Genomic DNA, 15,495 nt, shown 5'->3' with positions numbered 1-15,495 from the left:
GGCCGGGCATCGTCATCGGCCGCCGCGGCGCGGAGGCCGACCGTATCCGCGGCGACCTGGAGAAGCTGACCGGCAAGCAGGTCCAGCTCAACATCCTCGAGGTCAAGAACCCGGAGATGGACGCCCAGCTCGTGGCGCAGGCCGTCGCGGAGCAGCTGTCCTCCCGCGTCTCCTTCCGCCGTGCCATGCGCAAGAGCATGCAGGGCACGCTGAAGGCCGGCGCCAAGGGCATCAAGATCCAGTGCGGTGGCCGTCTCGGCGGCGCCGAGATGTCCCGCTCCGAGTTCTACCGCGAGGGCCGGGTTCCCCTGCACACCCTGCGTGCCAACGTGGACTACGGCTTCTTTGAGGCCAAGACCACCTTCGGCCGGATCGGTGTGAAGGTGTGGATCTACAAGGGCGACGTCAAGAACATCGCCGAGGTCCGTGCCGACAACGCCGCCGCGCGCGCCGGCAACCGTCCGGCCCGCGGTGGTGGCAACGAGCGTCCGCAGCGTCGCGGTGGCGAGCGCGGTGGCCGCGGCCGTCGTCCCCAGCCGGAAGGCGTCCAGGGCGCGCAGGCGCCGAAGACGGACGCTGCTCCCGCCGCCGCTGAGGTCCCGGCCGCGGAGACCCCCGGAACGGAAGGCTAAGTACCATGCTGATCCCCCGTAGGGTCAAGCACCGCAAGCAGCACCACCCGAAGCGCGACGGCATGGCCAAGGGCGGCACGGAGCTGGCGTTCGGTGAGTTCGGCCTGCAGGCCGTCACCCCCGCCTACGTGACCAACCGGCAGATCGAGTCCGCTCGTATCTCCATCACCCGGCACATCAAGCGTGGCGGCAAGGTCTGGATCAACATCTACCCGGACCGCCCGCTGACCAAGAAGCCGGCCGAGACCCGGATGGGTTCCGGTAAGGGTTCGCCGGAGTGGTGGATCGCGAACGTCAAGCCCGGACGGGTGATGTTCGAGCTGTCCTTCCCGAACGAGAAGGTCGCGCGTGAGGCGCTCACCCGAGCCGCCCACAAGCTTCCGATGAAGTGCCGCATCGTGCGGCGCGAGGCAGGTGAGTCGTGATGGCGGCCGGTACCAAGGCGACCGAGCTGCGCCAGCTCGGCGACGAGGAACTCGTCGGCAAGCTGCGTGAGGCCAAGGAGGAGCTGTTCAACCTCCGCTTCCAGGCGGCCACCGGACAGCTGGAGAACAACTCCCGGCTCAAGACCGTCCGCAAGGACATCGCCCGGATCTACACCCTGATGCGTGAGCGCGAGCTGGGCATCGAGTCGGTGGAGAGCGTGGAGAGCGCCTGATGAGCGAGAAGAATGTGACTACAGCAGACAACAGCGGCTCCGCCGCGGGTGCAGAGCAGCGCGGCTTCCGCAAGACCCGTGAGGGTCTGGTGGTCAGCGACAAGATGGACAAGACCGTAGTGGTCGCCGTCGAGGACCGCGTGAAGCACTCCCTGTACGGCAAGGTCATCCGCCGCACCAACAAGCTCAAGGCGCACGACGAGCAGAACGCCGCGGGCATCGGCGACCGGGTCCTGCTGATGGAGACCCGCCCGCTGTCCGCGACGAAGCACTGGCGTGTCGTGGAGATCCTCGAGAAGGCCAAGTAGTAATCCCTGCGGGGCGACCCGCGGGACCGGTGCCGGCCGCGCCGCGTGAGTCACTCACGCGACTGCGGCGGGGACCGGCCGAAAATTCCTGCGGGATCCCCCGCAGGACAGTTCCGCCAGGCTCGGCGGGGGTCCATGAGGTGACTCACGGACCCCCGCCGGGAACCGGCAGACGATCAGGAGAAAGACGTGATCCAGCAGGAGTCGCGACTTCGCGTCGCCGACAACACGGGTGCCAAGGAGATCCTTTGCATCCGCGTTCTCGGTGGCTCGGGCCGCCGCTACGCAGGCATCGGTGACGTCATCGTCGCCACCGTCAAGGACGCGATCCCCGGTGGCAACGTGAAGAAGGGCGAGGTCGTCAAGGCTGTCGTCGTGCGCACCGTCAAGGAGCGCCGCCGTGCCGACGGCTCGTACATCCGCTTCGACGAGAACGCGGCCGTCATCCTCAAGAACGATGGCGACCCGCGTGGCACCCGTATCTTCGGCCCCGTGGGCCGTGAGCTGCGCGAGAAGAAGTTCATGAAGATCGTCTCGCTCGCGCCGGAGGTGCTCTAACCGATGAAGATCAAGAAGGGCGACCTGGTCCAGGTCATCACCGGCAAGGACAAGGGCAAGCAGGGCAAGGTCATCGTGGCCTACCCCCGCGAGGACCGCGTCCTGGTCGAGGGTGTCAACCGGGTCAAGAAGCACACCAAGGCCGGCGCGACCGAGCGCGGTTCGAAGACCGGCGGCATCATCACCACCGAGGCGCCGATCCACGTCAGCAACGTCCAGCTCGTTGTGGAGAAGGACGGCAAGAAGGTCGTGACCCGCGTCGGCTACCGCTTCGACGAGGACGGCAACAAGATCCGCGTTGCCAAGCGGACCGGTGAGGACATCTGATGACTGCCACCACCACTGCACCGCGTCTCAAGACGCGCTACCGCGAGGAGATCGCGGGCAAGCTGCGTGACGAGTTCACCTACGAGAACGTCATGCAGATCCCCGGCCTCACCAAGATCGTGGTCAACATGGGTGTGGGCGACGCCGCCCGCGACTCCAAGCTGATCGAGGGCGCCATCCGCGACCTCGCCACGATCACCGGCCAGAAGCCGCAGGTCACCAAGGCCCGTAAGTCCATCGCGCAGTTCAAGCTGCGTGAGGGTCAGCCGATCGGTGCCCATGTCACCCTGCGGGGCGACCGCATGTGGGAGTTCCTGGACCGTCTGCTGTCGCTCGCGCTGCCGCGCATCCGTGACTTCCGCGGTCTGTCCCCCAAGCAGTTCGACGGCCGGGGCAACTACACCTTCGGTCTCACCGAGCAGGTCATGTTCCACGAGATCGACCAGGACAAGATCGACCGCGTCCGGGGTATGGACATCACCGTGGTCACCACGGCGACCAACGACGACGAGGGCCGCGCCCTGCTTCGTCACCTCGGCTTCCCGTTCAAGGAGGCGTGAGCCGTGGCGAAGAAGGCTCTCATTGCCAAGGCCGCCCGCAAGCCCAAGTTCGCTGTGCGCGCGTACAACCGCTGCCAGCGCTGTGGCCGGCCGCACTCCGTCTACCGCAAGTTCGGCCTGTGCCGGGTGTGCCTTCGTGAGATGGCCCACCGTGGCGAGCTGCCGGGCGTGACCAAGAGCTCTTGGTAAACCCTCCCGCCCGTCACCCGACCGCCGCCCCTCAAGGGCGGCCCTTCGGGCCGGCGGATGGGATTCCCACACCAGGACCGATCCACTACGCCGTAGGTCCCCGCACCACACCCGTCCCCGGCACGACCGGGGGAGAGGGACGGAGCAGACAGGAAACCCCGGCGAGAGAGGCCTAGGGCCAACTCATGACCATGACCGACCCCATCGCAGACATGCTGACCCGTCTGCGTAACGCGAACTCGGCTTACCACGACGACGTGTCGATGCCGTTCAGCAAGATCAAGTCGCACATCGCGGAGATCCTCCAGCAGGAGGGCTACATCACCGGCTGGAAGGTCGAGGAGGCCGAGGTCGGCAAGGACCTCGTCCTCGAGCTGAAGTTCGGCCCGAACCGCGAGCGCTCGATCGCCGGCATCAAGCGGATCAGCAAGCCGGGCCTGCGGGTCTACGCAAAGTCCACCAACCTGCCGAAGGTGCTCGGCGGCCTGGGCGTGGCGATCATCTCCACGTCCCACGGGCTGCTCACCGGCCAGCAGGCGCAGAAGAAGGGCGTGGGTGGGGAAGTCCTCGCCTACGTCTGGTAACCGGGAAAGCGAGGTATAGCAATGTCGCGCATCGGCAAGCTGCCCATCTCGGTTCCCGCCGGAGTGGACGTCACCATCGACGGCCGCACGGTCGCGGTGAAGGGCCCCAAGGGCTCGCTCACCCACACCGTCGCCGCGCCGATCGAGATCGCCAAGGGCGAGGACGGCATTCTGCTGGTCACCCGCCCCAACGACGAGCGTGTCTCGAAGGCCCTGCACGGCCTGTCCCGCACGCTGGTGGCGAACATGATCACCGGCGTGACCGCGGGCTACAGCAAGCAGCTCGAAATCAGCGGTGTCGGCTACCGCGTCCAGGCCAAGGGCGCCGACCTGGAGTTCGCTCTGGGCTACAGCCACCCGATTCTCGTCGAGGCCCCCGAGGGCATCTCCTTCAAGGTCGAGTCCCCGACGAAGTTCTCGGTCGAGGGCATCGACAAGCAGAAGGTCGGCGAGGTGGCCGCCAACATCCGCAAGCTGCGGAAGCCCGACCCGTACAAGGCCAAGGGCGTCAAGTACGCCGGCGAGGTCATCCGCCGCAAGGTCGGAAAGGCTGGTAAGTAGCCATGGCATACGGTGTGAAGATCGCCAAGGGCAAGGCGTACAAGGGTGCCGCTCTCAAGCGTCGCCACATCCGGGTCCGCAAGCGGATCTCGGGTACGGCGGAGCGCCCGCGCCTGGTCGTGACGCGGTCCAACCGCGGCATCGTGGCGCAGGTCATCGACGACCTCGCGGGCCACACGCTCGCGTCGGCGTCCACCCTCGACGCGTCCATCCGCGGCGGCGAAGGCGACAAGAGCGCCAAGGCGAAGCAGGTCGGCCAGCTCGTGGCCGAGCGTGCCAAGGCCAAGGGCGTCGAGGCTGTCGTGTTCGACCGTGGCGGCAACCAGTACGCGGGGCGCATCGCCGCCCTGGCGGACGCCGCCCGCGAAGCCGGACTGAAGTTCTGAGCCGCCCGTCGCGGCAGCGACTGATGTCGCTGCGTAGCTAGCGGAGAAACGCGAACAGGATCGAGAGGTAATTCCAATGGCTGGACCCCAGCGCCGCGGAAGCGGTGCCGGTGGCGGCGAGCGACGGGACCGTAAGGACAGGCGGGACGGCGGCCAGCAGGCCGAGAAGACCGCCTACGTCGAGCGGGTCGTCGCGATCAACCGCGTCGCCAAAGTAGTGAAGGGTGGTCGTCGCTTCAGCTTCACCGCGCTGGTCGTGGTGGGCGACGGTGACGGCACCGTGGGTGTCGGATACGGGAAGGCCAAGGAGGTGCCGGCCGCCATCGCCAAGGGTGTGGAGGAGGCCAAGAAGCACTTCTTCAAGGTCCCCCGCATCCAGGGCACCATTCCGCACCCCATCCAGGGCGAGAAGGCCGCGGGCGTCGTCCTGCTCAAGCCTGCCTCCCCCGGTACCGGCGTCATCGCCGGTGGTCCGGTGCGCGCGGTGCTGGAGTGCGCGGGTATCCACGACGTGCTGTCCAAGAGCCTCGGCTCGGACAACGCGATCAACATCGTGCACGCCACGGTGGCGGCGCTCCAGGGCCTGCAGCGGCCCGAGGAGATCGCCGCCCGCCGCGGTCTGCCGATCGAGGACGTCGCGCCCGCGGCCCTGCTGCGCGCGCGTGCCGGGGTGGGTGTGTGATGGCGCGCCTGAAGGTCACCCAGACCAAGTCCTACATCGGCAGCAAGCAGAACCACCGTGACACCCTGCGCTCGCTCGGCCTGAAGCGGCTGAACGACGTGGTGGTCAAGGAGGACCGCCCGGAGATCCGGGGTATGGTCCGCACCGTCCGCCACCTGGTCACGGTCGAGGAGGTCGACTGATCATGGGCGACAACCCGATCAAGATCCACAACCTCCGTCCGGCCCCGGGCGCCAAGACCGCCAAGACCCGCGTGGGTCGTGGTGAGGGGTCCAAGGGCAAGACGGCCGGTCGTGGCACCAAGGGCACCAAGGCCCGCTACCAGGTTCCGGAGCGCTTCGAGGGCGGGCAGATGCCCCTCCACATGCGGCTCCCGAAGCTCAAGGGCTTCAAGAACCCGTTCCGCACCGAGTACCAGGTCGTCAACCTGGACAGGCTCGCGACCCTCTACCCCGAGGGTGGCGAGGTCACGGTGGCCGACCTGGTCGCCAAGGGTGCGGTGCGCAAGAACCAGCTCGTCAAGGTGCTCGGCACCGGCGAGGTGTCCGTGGCACTGACGGTGACCGTGGACGCGGTCTCCGGCTCCGCCAAGGAGAAGATCACCGCTGCCGGCGGCAGCGTGACCGAGCTCGTCTGAGCCGGTATGTGTCACCCGACCGGGGACGCCCAGTTGCTTCAGGGCGTCCCCGGTCGTTCTTTACCGACTTTCCCTGTGATTTTCCCAGCGCGGTTGGTCATTCCTACCGGGCCCGCCTCGCCGGTAAAGTGGCGGGCACTGTCATCAGTCAGAACCTCAGAGACCGTCCTTCCGCCGTGGCGCGGGGGGTGCAGGAGGCACCGTGCTCACCGCGTTCGCCCGGGCGTTCAAGACGCCCGACCTGCGTAAGAAGCTGCTGTTCACGCTGGGCATCGTGGTGGTCTACCGGCTTGGCGCGCACGTCCCGGTGCCGGGCATCGACTACTCGGTCGTCAACCAGTGCATCAACGAGACGAAGAGCAGCAACAGCCTCTTCGGCCTGGTGAACATGTTCAGCGGCGGGGCGCTGCTCCAGTTGACGGTCTTCGCGCTGGGGATCATGCCGTACATCACGGCCAGCATCATCCTGCAGCTCCTGACGGTCGTCATCCCGCGCCTGGAAGCCCTCAAGAAGGAGGGCCAGGCCGGCACCGCGAAGATCACCCAGTACACCCGGTACCTCACGGTCGCACTGGCGGTGCTGCAGGGCACCGGCCTGGTGGCCACCGCCCGCTCCGGCAGCCTCTTCTCGAGCTGTCCGCAGAGGTTCGACATCGTGCCCAACCAGTCGATCTTCACCACCGTGACCATGGTCGTGACCATGACCGCGGGCACCGTGATGATCATGTGGCTGGGCGAGCTGGTCACCGACCGCGGCATCGGCAACGGCATGTCGATCCTGATGTTCGTCGCCATCGCGGCCGGCTTCCCCGGCTCGCTGTGGGCGATCAAGGTCTCCGGCAAGATCGCCGGCGGCTGGGTGGAGTTCATCGCGGTGATCCTGGTCGGCCTGGCCATGGTCGGCCTGGTGGTCTTCGTCGAACAGGCCCAGCGGCGTATTCCGGTGCAGTACGCGAAGCGGATGATCGGCCGGCGGTCGTACGGTGGCACGTCCACCTACATTCCGCTGAAGGTCAACCAGGCGGGTGTGATTCCCGTGATCTTCGCCTCGTCGCTGCTCTACATTCCGGCGCTGATCGTGCAGTTCTCCGGGTCGACGGCGGGCTGGGCACAGTGGGTGAGCCGCAACTTCACCAATGGTGACCACCCGATCTACATGCTGGCGTACTTCCTCTTGATCGTCTTCTTCGCCTTCTTCTATGTCGCGATCTCCTTCAACCCCGAAGAAGTCGCGGATAATATGAAGAAGTATGGTGGGTTCATTCCGGGTATCCGGGCCGGCCGTCCCACCGCCGAGTACCTGAGTTACGTGCTCAACCGCATCACCTGGCCGGGGTCGCTGTACCTGGGTCTCATCGCTCTCGTACCGACGATCGCCATCGCGGTCTTCAACGGGAGCGACGGGAACTTCCCGCTGGGCGGCACCAGCATCCTGATCATCGTGGGTGTCGGCCTGGAGACCGTGAAGCAGATCGAGAGTCAACTCCAGCAGCGTAACTACGAAGGGTTCCTCCGCTGATGCGAATCGTCCTGGTCGGACCGCCCGGCGCAGGCAAGGGGACGCAGGCCGCGTACCTCGCCAAGAACCTGTCGATCCCGCACATCTCGACGGGGGACCTGTTCCGCGCCAACATCAGCCAGGGCACTGACCTGGGCAAGCAGGCCAAGGCTTACATGGACGCCGGCGACCTGGTGCCCGACGAGGTCACCATCGGCATGGCGGAGGACCGGCTGGAGCAGCCGGACGCCGCCCACGGTTTCCTCCTGGACGGTTTCCCCCGCAACGAGTTCCAGGCACGGGCGCTGGACGAGTACCTCCAGCGGCGGAGTATCGCGCTGGACGGCGTGCTCGACCTGGAGGTACCCGAGGACGAGGTGGTCCGGCGGATCGCCGGCCGCCGTACCTGCCGCAACGACAGCGCGCACACCTACCACGTCGAGTACAAGAAGCCGAAGGCCGAGGGCGTCTGCGACGAGTGCGGCGGCGAGCTGTACCAGCGGGTGGACGACGCGGAGGACAAGGTCCGCAACCGCCTTGAGGTCTACCACCGCGAGACCGAGCCGATCATCGACTACTACAAGCAGCAGAACCTCGTGGCGACGATCTCGGCGCTGGGCCCGGTGGCCGAGGTGACGAAGCGGGCGATGGACGCGCTGCGGCGCGAGTAGTCCCGCAATCCTGCGGGGGAGCAGCCGCCCGGTCCGGGTGGATGGTGTGTGCTGTTCCCCGATTCAGTACGGCGATACGGCCGTGGTGCCCTCAGCGGCGCCACGGCCGTATGGTTGAACAGGCTCGCACAGGCCCAGACCACATGAGGAAGGCATCAGCCGCGATGGTGGAGATCAAGACCCCGGAGCAGATCGCCAAGATGCGCGCGGCCGGGCTGGTCGTCGCGGCGGTCCACCGGGCGACCCGGGAGGCGGCGGTGCCCGGCGCCAGCACCAAGGATCTGGACGAGGTCGCCGCCAAGGTGATCGCCGACCACGGTGCCAGGCCCAACTTCCTGGGTTACGGGGGCTTCCCCGGCACCATCTGCACCTCGGTCAACGACGTCGTGGTGCACGGCATCCCGGACCGCGAGACGGTGCTCAAGGACGGCGACATCATCGCCATCGACGCGGGCGCGATCGTGGAAGGCTGGCACGGCGACGCGGCCTTCACCTGCTTCGTGGGCACCGGTCACGCACCGGAGCTGATCGAACTGAGCCGGGTCACCGAGGAGTCCATGTGGGCCGGCATCGCCGCGTTCCGCAAGGGCAACCGACTGGAGGACATCTCCCGGGCGGTCGAGTCCTACATCCGCCGCCAGCCGCGGCCTGCGTCCGGCAAGTACGGCATCGTGGAGGACTACGGCGGCCACGGCATCGGCAGCCAGATGCACATGGACCCGCACCTGCTGAACTACGTCACCAGCAAGCGCGGCCGGGGCATCAAGCTGATTCCGGGTGTCTGCCTGGCGATCGAGCCGATGGTCACGCTCGGCTCCCCGCGCACCCATGTCCTGGAAGACGAGTGGACGGTCAAGACCGACGACGGCTCCTGGTCCTCCCACTGGGAGCACTCCGTCGCTCTCACCGAGGCCGGCCCCCTCGTCCTCACCGCCCCGGACGGCGGGAAGGCGAAGCTGGCGGAGTACGGGATCACGGCCGCGCCCGATCCGCTGGGGTAACCCCGGGGCGCCCCCCACTCCATGGCTTAACGATCTTTCCGGGTGGGCATACAGACCCGATTCGTGTTTGCCGGAGCCGTGGCGTAGACTGACACGTCGGCTCTCGCGTGTCTTGAGGCATGTCCGGGGCCGACCAAGGTAGCCGATCCCGAAAGCAGGACATGGCCAAAAAGCAAGGCGCCATCGAAATCGAGGGCACCGTGATCGAGTCTCTGCCGAACGCGATGTTCAAGGTGGAGCTGCAGAACGGTCACAAGGTCCTCGCGCACATCAGCGGCAAGATGCGGATGCACTACATCCGTATCCTCCCGGATGACCGGGTCGTGGTGGAGTTGTCTCCCTACGACCTGACGCGCGGACGGATCGTCTACCGCTACAAGTAGATCTCTAGACCCGGAGAACCTCAGTCCCATGAAGGTCAAGCCGAGCGTCAAGAAGATCTGCGACAAGTGCAAGGTGATCCGCCGCCACGGCCGGGTCATGGTCATCTGCGACAACCTGCGCCACAAGCAGCGCCAGGGCTGACGTACCCCGACCAACCTTCCACCCGCAGAACTTCGCGCGACGCGGATACGTATACGCAGATACGCAGTCACCCATTCCCTGCGTGCAGGGGATGACACCCCCGGCGGAGGCCGGGGACCCGCTCCGTACCACTTCTCTCCGCTGTCGGACGACATCAGGCCGACACCGGGAGCGGTCGGCGGTCGGGAGCCGGTGCTGCGGAAGACCTCCGAACCCCATCAGGAGCCAAGAAATGGCACGCCTTTCAGGCGTTGACCTCCCGCGTGAGAAGCGCGTGGAGATCGCCCTCACCTACGTCTTCGGCATCGGGCGTTCCCGCTCGCAGGAAGTGCTGAACGAAACCGGTGTGAACCCCGACACCCGCGTGCGCGACCTTTCCGAGGAAGACCTCGTAAAGCTCCGCGAATACGTGGACGCGAACTTCAAGACCGAGGGTGACCTCCGTCGCGAGATCCAGGCCGACATCCGCCGCAAGGTCGAGATCGGCTGCTACCAGGGTCTGCGCCACCGCCGCGGTCTGCCGGTCCACGGCCAGCGCACTCACACCAACGCCCGCACCCGCAAGGGCCCGCGTCGCGCCATCGCCGGCAAGAAGAAGCCGGGCAAGAAGTAGTCCTCAGCGGACCTCGTTAAGCGGTCTTCGCTGTAGGACCGACCACCTCCACCGGGAGAAACGCACACATGCCTCCTAAGGGCCGTCAGGGCGCAGTCAAGAAGGTGCGCCGCAAGGAAAAGAAGAACGTCGCTCACGGGCACGCCCACATCAAGAGCACGTTCAACAACACCATCGTTTCGATCACCGACCCCCAGGGCAACGTGATCTCCTGGGCCTCGGCCGGCCACGTCGGCTTCAAGGGCTCGCGCAAGTCCACTCCGTTCGCCGCGCAGATGGCCGCCGAGTCGGCCGCCCGCCGCGCGCAGGAGCACGGCATGCGCAAGGTGGACGTCTTCGTGAAGGGTCCCGGCTCCGGCCGGGAGACCGCGATCCGCTCCCTCCAGGCCACCGGCCTTGAGGTCGGTTCGATCCAGGACGTCACCCCGACCCCGCACAACGGCTGCCGCCCGCCGAAGCGCCGCCGCGTCTGACCAGCTGAAACAGGAGAAACGAGACAATGGCGCGTTACACCGGGGCCGACTGCAAGCGTTGCCGTCGGGAAAAGCAGAAGCTCTTCCTCAAGGGAGCCAAGTGCGAGAGCGCGAAGTGCCCGATCGAGATCCGTCCTTACCCCCCGGGTGAGCACGGACGCGGGCGCACCAAGGACAGCGAGTACCTGCTTCAGCTCCGCGAGAAGCAGAAGTGCGCGCGTATCTACGGTGTCCTCGAAAAGCAGTTCGTGAACTACTACAAGGAAGCGAACCAGAAGACCGGCAAGACCGGTGAGAACCTGCTGCGCATCCTTGAGACCCGTCTCGACAACGTGGTGTACCGGGCCGGCTTCGCCAAGTCCCGCGACCACGCCCGTCAGCTCGTGCGTCACGGACACATCACCGTCAACGGCCGCAAGACCGACATCCCGTCGGCGCGGGTGGCCGTGAACGACATCGTCGAGGTCCGCGAGTCGTCCCGTACCCTGACCCCCTTCCAGGTGGCCCAGGGCGAGGCCGGCGACAAGACCGTGCCCGCGTGGCTCGAGGCCAACGCCGGCAAGCTGCGGATTCTCGTGCACAGCCTGCCCGAGCGCCAGGTGATCGACACCCAGGTGCAGGAGCAGTTGATCGTCGAGCTCTACTCCAAGTAAGGGCTCCCGGTCACGGGCGGTACGGCGCGCGCACGTTTTTACGAACCCGCGCCGTATCGCCCGTACCCTCGTAGTTACAGGGGGCGTCAAATAGCGGGCGCCCACGACTGAAGGACCGACCACATGCTGATCGCTCAGCGTCCCTCGTTGACCGAAGAGGTCGTCGACGAATTCCGCTCCCGGTTCGTGATCGAGCCGCTGGAGCCGGGCTTCGGCTACACCCTCGGCAACTCGCTCCGTCGTACGCTCCTCTCGTCGATCCCGGGTGCGGCCGTCACCTCGATCCGGATCGACGGTGTCCTGCACGAGTTCACCACCGTGCCGGGCGTCAAGGAGGACGTCACCGACCTCATCCTCAACATCAAGCAGCTCGTCGTCTCCTCCGAGCACGACGAGCCGGTCGTGATGTACCTGCGCAAGCAGGGCCCGGGTGTGGTCACCGCAGCCGACATCGCGCCCCCGGCCGGTGTCGAGGTGCACAACCCCGACCTGGTGCTGGCGACGCTCAACGCCAAGGGCAAGCTGGAGATGGAGCTGACCGTCGAGCGCGGTCGCGGCTACGTCTCCGCGGTGCAGAACAAGCAGCAGGGCCAGGAGATCGGCCGGATTCCGGTCGACTCGATCTACAGCCCGGTGCTCAAGGTCACGTACAAGGTCGAGGCGACCCGTGTCGAGCAGCGCACCGACTTCGACAAGCTGATCGTCGACGTCGAGACCAAGCAGGCCATGCGGCCGAGGGACGCCATGGCGTCGGCCGGCAAGACCCTGGTCGAGCTGTTCGGCCTGGCCCGCGAGCTGAACGTCGACGCCGAGGGTATCGACATGGGCCCGTCCCCGACGGACGCCGCCCTGGCCGCGGACCTGGCGCTCCCGATCGAGGAGCTGGAACTCACCGTCCGCTCCTACAACTGCCTCAAGCGTGAGGGCATCCACTCCGTCGGTGAGCTGGTCGCCCGCTCCGAGGCCGACCTCCTCGACATCCGCAACTTCGGCGCGAAGTCGATCGACGAGGTCAAGGCGAAGCTGGCCGGGATGGGCCTGGCCCTCAAGGACAGCCCGCCCGGATTCGACCCCACCGCCGCGGCGGACGCCTTCGGGGCGGACGACGACGTGGACGCGGGCTTCGTGGAGACCGAGCAGTACTAGTGCCTCCGGCGGTCGGCGGGGACTCCACGGTTCCGCCGCTTCCGGCCCCCTTTCCGGCCCCTTCGGGGCCGGGGAGGGTTTTTCTGGGGCAGCGGCCCCAGACCCGCTCGGCGGAACCGCGGTCCTTCGGCCCCCGGCTGCCGCCGGGCACGGCTTCGGTCCCTCGGGCCCGGACTTCCGGGGCGCCCCGGCGCTCGGTCTTTCGGGGTCGGGTTTTCGGGGTGCTGCCTTGGGTGCTCGGTCTTTCGGGGTCGGGTTTCCCGGGTGTGCCTCGGGTGACATCGAGCCGGCAGCCGCCGGTTCGCACTGACATCGGTACCTGATACGGCCGGTGCAGCGGAGAAGGAGAAAGAACCATGCCTCAGCCCGCCAAGGGTGCCCGTCTGGGCGGCGGTGCCGCGCACGAGAAGCTGCTGCTCGCGAACCTCGCGAAGTCGCTCTTCGAGCACGGCCGCATCACGACCACCGAGGCCAAGGCGCGCCGGCTGCGCCCGGTCGCGGAGCGCCTGATCACCAAGGCGAAGAAGGGCGACATCCACAACCGTCGCCAGGTGCTGCAGACGATCACGGACAAGAGCATCGTGCACACGCTCTTCACCGAGATCGGCCCGCGGTACGCCAACCGTCCGGGTGGCTACACCCGGATCACCAAGATCGGTAACCGCCGCGGCGACAACGCGCCGATGGCCGTCATCGAGCTGGTGGAGGCGCTGACCGTGGCCCAGGAGGCCACGGGCGAGGCCGAAGCGGCCACCCAGCGCGCGGTGAAGGAGGACGCCTTCAAGAAGGACGAGGCGCCCCAGGACGCGACCCCCGAGGACGCCGCCCCCGAGGACGCGGCCCCGGCCGCCGACGCGGACGAGGAGTCCAAGGACGCCTGAGCGTTCTTCCGACGCGGGCCCGTACCCTCCGGGGTGCGGGCCCGTACCGCATTCCGCAGCAGATCTCTAGGAGCTACGCGTGAGCGACGATCCCGCACCCGGCTTCGTACGGGTACGGCTGGACCTGTCCTACGACGGGGCCGACTTCTCCGGGTGGGCCAGGCAGCGGGCCCGGCGGACCGTGCAGGGGGAGCTGGAGTCGGCGATCTCCACAGTGCTGCGGCTGGGTGAGCCGGTGGAGCTGACGGTGGCCGGCCGGACGGACGCCGGGGTGCACGCACGCGGGCAGGTGGCGCATGTGGATCTGCCGGGGGAGGTGTGGGCCGCCGAGGGGGAGAAGCTGGTGCGGCGGCTGGCCGGGCGGCTGCCCTGGGACGTACGGGTCTGGCGCGCGGCCCAGGCGCCCGCGGGCTTCAACGCGCGGTTCTCGGCGATCTGGCGCCGGTACGCGTACCGGATCGGCGACCACCCCGGCGGCGTCGATCCGCTGCTGCGCGGACACGTGCTGTGGCACGACCGGCCAGTGGACGTGGAGGCGATGAACGCCGCCGCGAAGCTGCTGCTCGGCGAGCACGACTTCGCCGCGTACTGCAAGAAGCGGGAGGGCGCGACCACCATCCGCACCCTGCTCGACCTGCACTGGGACCGCACGCCCGAGGGCATCGCGGTGGCCACGGTGCGGGCCGACGCGTTCTGCCACAACATGGTGCGGGCGCTGGTCGGCGCGCTGATCCTGGTCGGCGACGGGCACCGGCCGCCGGGCTTCCCCGGCGAGGTCCTGGCCGGCCGGGTACGGCACTCCGCCGTCAACGTGGTGCGCCCGCACGGGCTCACCCTTGAGGAGGTCGGCTACCCGGCCGACGGGCTGCTCGCGGCGCGCAACCGCGAGGCCCGCAACCGGCGCACCCTGCCGGGGTGCCTGTAGCTCCTGGCCTCGCTCGCCTCTCGCCGCGGGGTTCGCCGCCGACCACCTTCCACTGCTTCCACCGCCGGGTTCGCCGCTCCGATCACCTTGCGCCGCCGGGTTCGCCGTGCAGTCACCGAGCCGCAGTGCCCATCAGCGGCCTCCGGCCGGAGGCGAGAGGGCGGGCAGACAAGAGGGCGGCAGACAAGAGGGCCTCAGCCGCGGCTGGGGTCTGCTGCCGCGGCGTCCCGGCCGCGCTGGATGATCCGCTGGAAGGCGAAGTTCGACGCCTCGTTGGCGGCCCGGAGGGCAGCGGTGTCCTTGGCCGTGATCGTCCGGCCGTTCTTCAGGCCGGCGATGGCGAAGTAGGCGTAGCGGCCGACCGAGTTCGACGTCATCCGGCAGGCCACCGCATGGCAGAAGTCGGCGACGCCGCCGCCGTTGAGCGGCGCCACGTACTGGGCGACCTTCTGGAGCTTCGCGGCGTGCGTGGCGTCGTCGAAGGCCGCGACGCCGACGGTGACCGCCACCCCGCCGTTCACGAACGTGGCCCGGATCAGCCTGCGGCAGCCGTTCGCGGTCAGCGCCCGTGCGAGCACGGAGCGTGCGCCGGTCGCGCAGCGGAGCGTGACGACCGCGTTCGTCCTGGCGTACACCCGCCCGTTCATCAGGAACTGCTTCCCGGGGAAGAGGGTGCTCGGCAGCAGCGGCGCGGTGTCCTTGGGGGCGGTGGACAGGTAGTCCAGCGGGTTCGCCGGAGGCGGTGGGGCGACGGAGGAGAACGAGGGCTCGGGCGGCGACGGCTGCGGGCTCACCGCGGTGCCGCTCGCCGAGGGCCCCGCGGCCGGGGCGTCCGAGCTCGGTCCCGACATGACGACGGCGGTCGCCACGCCGCCCGCGATCACCGCGACCGCCACCACGCCCCCGGTGAGCGTCATCATCTTCCGCCGCCGCGCCCCGGCCGCCGCCTGCTGCTCCGCGAGCGTCTCCCAGTCCGGCGTCCCGGGATCGGCTCCCGGGATCCCCGGCGCCGCCTGCCGGCCGGGGA

26 protein-coding genes are annotated in these 15,495 nt (G+C 68.1%); 25 read left to right on the top strand and 1 reads right to left on the bottom strand.

From position 1 onward, the window contains the following. The 25 genes from rpsC to truA form a co-directional block, all read left to right on the top strand. Positions 1 to 632 (top strand): 30S ribosomal protein S3 (gene rpsC / locus VIW71_RS02525; protein ID WP_331620203.1); only part of this gene is annotated, 632 nt, incomplete at its 5' end. 5 nt (positions 633 to 637) lie between these two features. After that, positions 638 to 1,057: a 50S ribosomal protein L16 gene (gene rplP / locus VIW71_RS02520; RefSeq protein ID WP_331620202.1), complete on the top strand. Its 420-nt coding sequence runs from the start codon at positions 638 to 640 to the stop codon at positions 1,055 to 1,057. After that, entirely contained in the window at positions 1,057 to 1,290 is a 234-nt protein-coding gene (gene rpmC, locus VIW71_RS02515) for a 50S ribosomal protein L29 (protein ID WP_331620201.1), read from the top strand. The genes rplP and rpmC overlap by 1 nt, the downstream gene beginning before the upstream one ends. After that, positions 1,290 to 1,598, top strand: coding sequence for a 30S ribosomal protein S17 (rpsQ, locus tag VIW71_RS02510; protein WP_331620200.1), 309 nt, complete (start codon positions 1,290 to 1,292; stop codon positions 1,596 to 1,598). The genes rpmC and rpsQ overlap by 1 nt, the downstream gene beginning before the upstream one ends. A gap of 189 nt (positions 1,599 to 1,787) precedes the next feature. After that, positions 1,788 to 2,156 (top strand): 50S ribosomal protein L14, encoded by a 369-nt coding sequence (rplN, locus tag VIW71_RS02505; protein ID WP_069462148.1) that lies wholly within the window; start codon positions 1,788 to 1,790, stop codon positions 2,154 to 2,156. 3 nt (positions 2,157 to 2,159) lie between these two features. Further along, on the top strand, positions 2,160 to 2,483 hold the full coding sequence (rplX, locus tag VIW71_RS02500; protein ID WP_331620198.1) for a 50S ribosomal protein L24: 324 nt from the start codon (positions 2,160 to 2,162) through the stop codon (positions 2,481 to 2,483). Beyond that, entirely contained in the window at positions 2,483 to 3,043 is a 561-nt protein-coding gene (rplE, locus tag VIW71_RS02495; protein WP_331620197.1) for a 50S ribosomal protein L5, read from the top strand. Before rplX ends, rplE begins: the two co-directional genes overlap by 1 nt. A 3-nt stretch (positions 3,044 to 3,046) precedes the next feature. Continuing rightward, positions 3,047 to 3,232 carry a type Z 30S ribosomal protein S14 gene (locus VIW71_RS02490; protein ID WP_030890724.1) on the top strand — a complete coding sequence of 62 codons (186 nt, stop codon included), beginning with the start codon at positions 3,047 to 3,049 and terminating at the stop codon, positions 3,230 to 3,232. A gap of 185 nt (positions 3,233 to 3,417) precedes the next feature. Continuing rightward, positions 3,418 to 3,816 (top strand): 30S ribosomal protein S8, encoded by a 399-nt coding sequence (rpsH, locus tag VIW71_RS02485; RefSeq protein ID WP_331620193.1) that lies wholly within the window; start codon positions 3,418 to 3,420, stop codon positions 3,814 to 3,816. Between the two features lie 21 nt (positions 3,817 to 3,837). Next, positions 3,838 to 4,377: a 50S ribosomal protein L6 gene (gene rplF, locus VIW71_RS02480; RefSeq protein WP_331620192.1), complete on the top strand. Its 540-nt coding sequence runs from the start codon at positions 3,838 to 3,840 to the stop codon at positions 4,375 to 4,377. A 2-nt stretch (positions 4,378 to 4,379) separates the two neighbouring features. Next, positions 4,380 to 4,763, top strand: coding sequence for a 50S ribosomal protein L18 (gene rplR, locus VIW71_RS02475; protein ID WP_331620191.1), 384 nt, complete (start codon positions 4,380 to 4,382; stop codon positions 4,761 to 4,763). A 76-nt stretch (positions 4,764 to 4,839) separates the two neighbouring features. Then, positions 4,840 to 5,445 carry a 30S ribosomal protein S5 gene (gene rpsE / locus VIW71_RS02470; RefSeq protein WP_031524774.1) on the top strand — a complete coding sequence of 202 codons (606 nt, stop codon included), beginning with the start codon at positions 4,840 to 4,842 and terminating at the stop codon, positions 5,443 to 5,445. Next, on the top strand, positions 5,445 to 5,627 hold the full coding sequence (gene rpmD / locus VIW71_RS02465) for a 50S ribosomal protein L30 (RefSeq protein WP_093713223.1): 183 nt from the start codon (positions 5,445 to 5,447) through the stop codon (positions 5,625 to 5,627). The genes rpsE and rpmD overlap by 1 nt, the downstream gene beginning before the upstream one ends. A 2-nt stretch (positions 5,628 to 5,629) precedes the next feature. Then, the gene (rplO, locus tag VIW71_RS02460; protein WP_414720628.1) at positions 5,630 to 6,082 is read left to right on the top strand and encodes a 50S ribosomal protein L15; all 453 of its coding nucleotides are present in this window, start codon (positions 5,630 to 5,632) and stop codon (positions 6,080 to 6,082) included. A gap of 202 nt (positions 6,083 to 6,284) precedes the next feature. Continuing rightward, positions 6,285 to 7,601, top strand: a complete 1,317-nt coding sequence (gene secY / locus VIW71_RS02455; RefSeq protein WP_331620188.1) for a preprotein translocase subunit SecY — start codon at positions 6,285 to 6,287, stop codon at positions 7,599 to 7,601. Beyond that, the gene (locus tag VIW71_RS02450; RefSeq protein WP_331620187.1) at positions 7,601 to 8,251 is read left to right on the top strand and encodes an adenylate kinase; all 651 of its coding nucleotides are present in this window, start codon (positions 7,601 to 7,603) and stop codon (positions 8,249 to 8,251) included. The genes secY and VIW71_RS02450 overlap by 1 nt, the downstream gene beginning before the upstream one ends. A gap of 164 nt (positions 8,252 to 8,415) precedes the next feature. Further along, positions 8,416 to 9,252, top strand: a complete 837-nt coding sequence (gene map, locus VIW71_RS02445; protein ID WP_331620204.1) for a type I methionyl aminopeptidase — start codon at positions 8,416 to 8,418, stop codon at positions 9,250 to 9,252. Positions 9,253 to 9,413: 161 nt separating this feature from the next. Beyond that, complete coding sequence (infA, locus tag VIW71_RS02440) at positions 9,414 to 9,635, top strand: translation initiation factor IF-1 (RefSeq protein WP_003956442.1); 222 nt, start codon at positions 9,414 to 9,416, stop codon at positions 9,633 to 9,635. A gap of 28 nt (positions 9,636 to 9,663) precedes the next feature. Further along, complete coding sequence (rpmJ, locus tag VIW71_RS02435) at positions 9,664 to 9,777, top strand: 50S ribosomal protein L36 (protein WP_003956441.1); 114 nt, start codon at positions 9,664 to 9,666, stop codon at positions 9,775 to 9,777. A gap of 232 nt (positions 9,778 to 10,009) precedes the next feature. Next, complete coding sequence (gene rpsM / locus VIW71_RS02430; RefSeq protein WP_331620185.1) at positions 10,010 to 10,390, top strand: 30S ribosomal protein S13; 381 nt, start codon at positions 10,010 to 10,012, stop codon at positions 10,388 to 10,390. A 68-nt stretch (positions 10,391 to 10,458) separates the two neighbouring features. After that, positions 10,459 to 10,863 carry a 30S ribosomal protein S11 gene (gene rpsK, locus VIW71_RS02425; protein WP_093786119.1) on the top strand — a complete coding sequence of 135 codons (405 nt, stop codon included), beginning with the start codon at positions 10,459 to 10,461 and terminating at the stop codon, positions 10,861 to 10,863. A 26-nt stretch (positions 10,864 to 10,889) separates the two neighbouring features. After that, the gene (gene rpsD, locus VIW71_RS02420; RefSeq protein ID WP_331620183.1) at positions 10,890 to 11,516 is read left to right on the top strand and encodes a 30S ribosomal protein S4; all 627 of its coding nucleotides are present in this window, start codon (positions 10,890 to 10,892) and stop codon (positions 11,514 to 11,516) included. A 123-nt stretch (positions 11,517 to 11,639) separates the two neighbouring features. Beyond that, complete coding sequence (locus tag VIW71_RS02415) at positions 11,640 to 12,662, top strand: DNA-directed RNA polymerase subunit alpha (protein ID WP_093786121.1); 1,023 nt, start codon at positions 11,640 to 11,642, stop codon at positions 12,660 to 12,662. Positions 12,663 to 13,018: 356 nt separating this feature from the next. Further along, positions 13,019 to 13,543 (top strand): 50S ribosomal protein L17, encoded by a 525-nt coding sequence (gene rplQ, locus VIW71_RS02410; RefSeq protein WP_331620182.1) that lies wholly within the window; start codon positions 13,019 to 13,021, stop codon positions 13,541 to 13,543. 79 nt (positions 13,544 to 13,622) lie between these two features. After that, complete coding sequence (gene truA, locus VIW71_RS02405) at positions 13,623 to 14,468, top strand: tRNA pseudouridine(38-40) synthase TruA (protein ID WP_331620181.1); 846 nt, start codon at positions 13,623 to 13,625, stop codon at positions 14,466 to 14,468. Between the two features lie 194 nt (positions 14,469 to 14,662). On the opposite strand, the gene VIW71_RS02400 is transcribed toward truA, so the two are convergent. Next, positions 14,663 to 15,495: hypothetical protein (locus VIW71_RS02400; protein ID WP_331620180.1), on the bottom strand; the 833-nt coding region annotated here is incomplete at its 5' end.

It is taken from the genome of Streptomyces sp. (assembly GCF_036524955.1).
Classification (GTDB): Bacteria; Actinomycetota; Actinomycetes; order Streptomycetales; family Streptomycetaceae; genus Actinacidiphila.
This window is presented reverse-complemented; position numbering and strand designations above follow the sequence as displayed.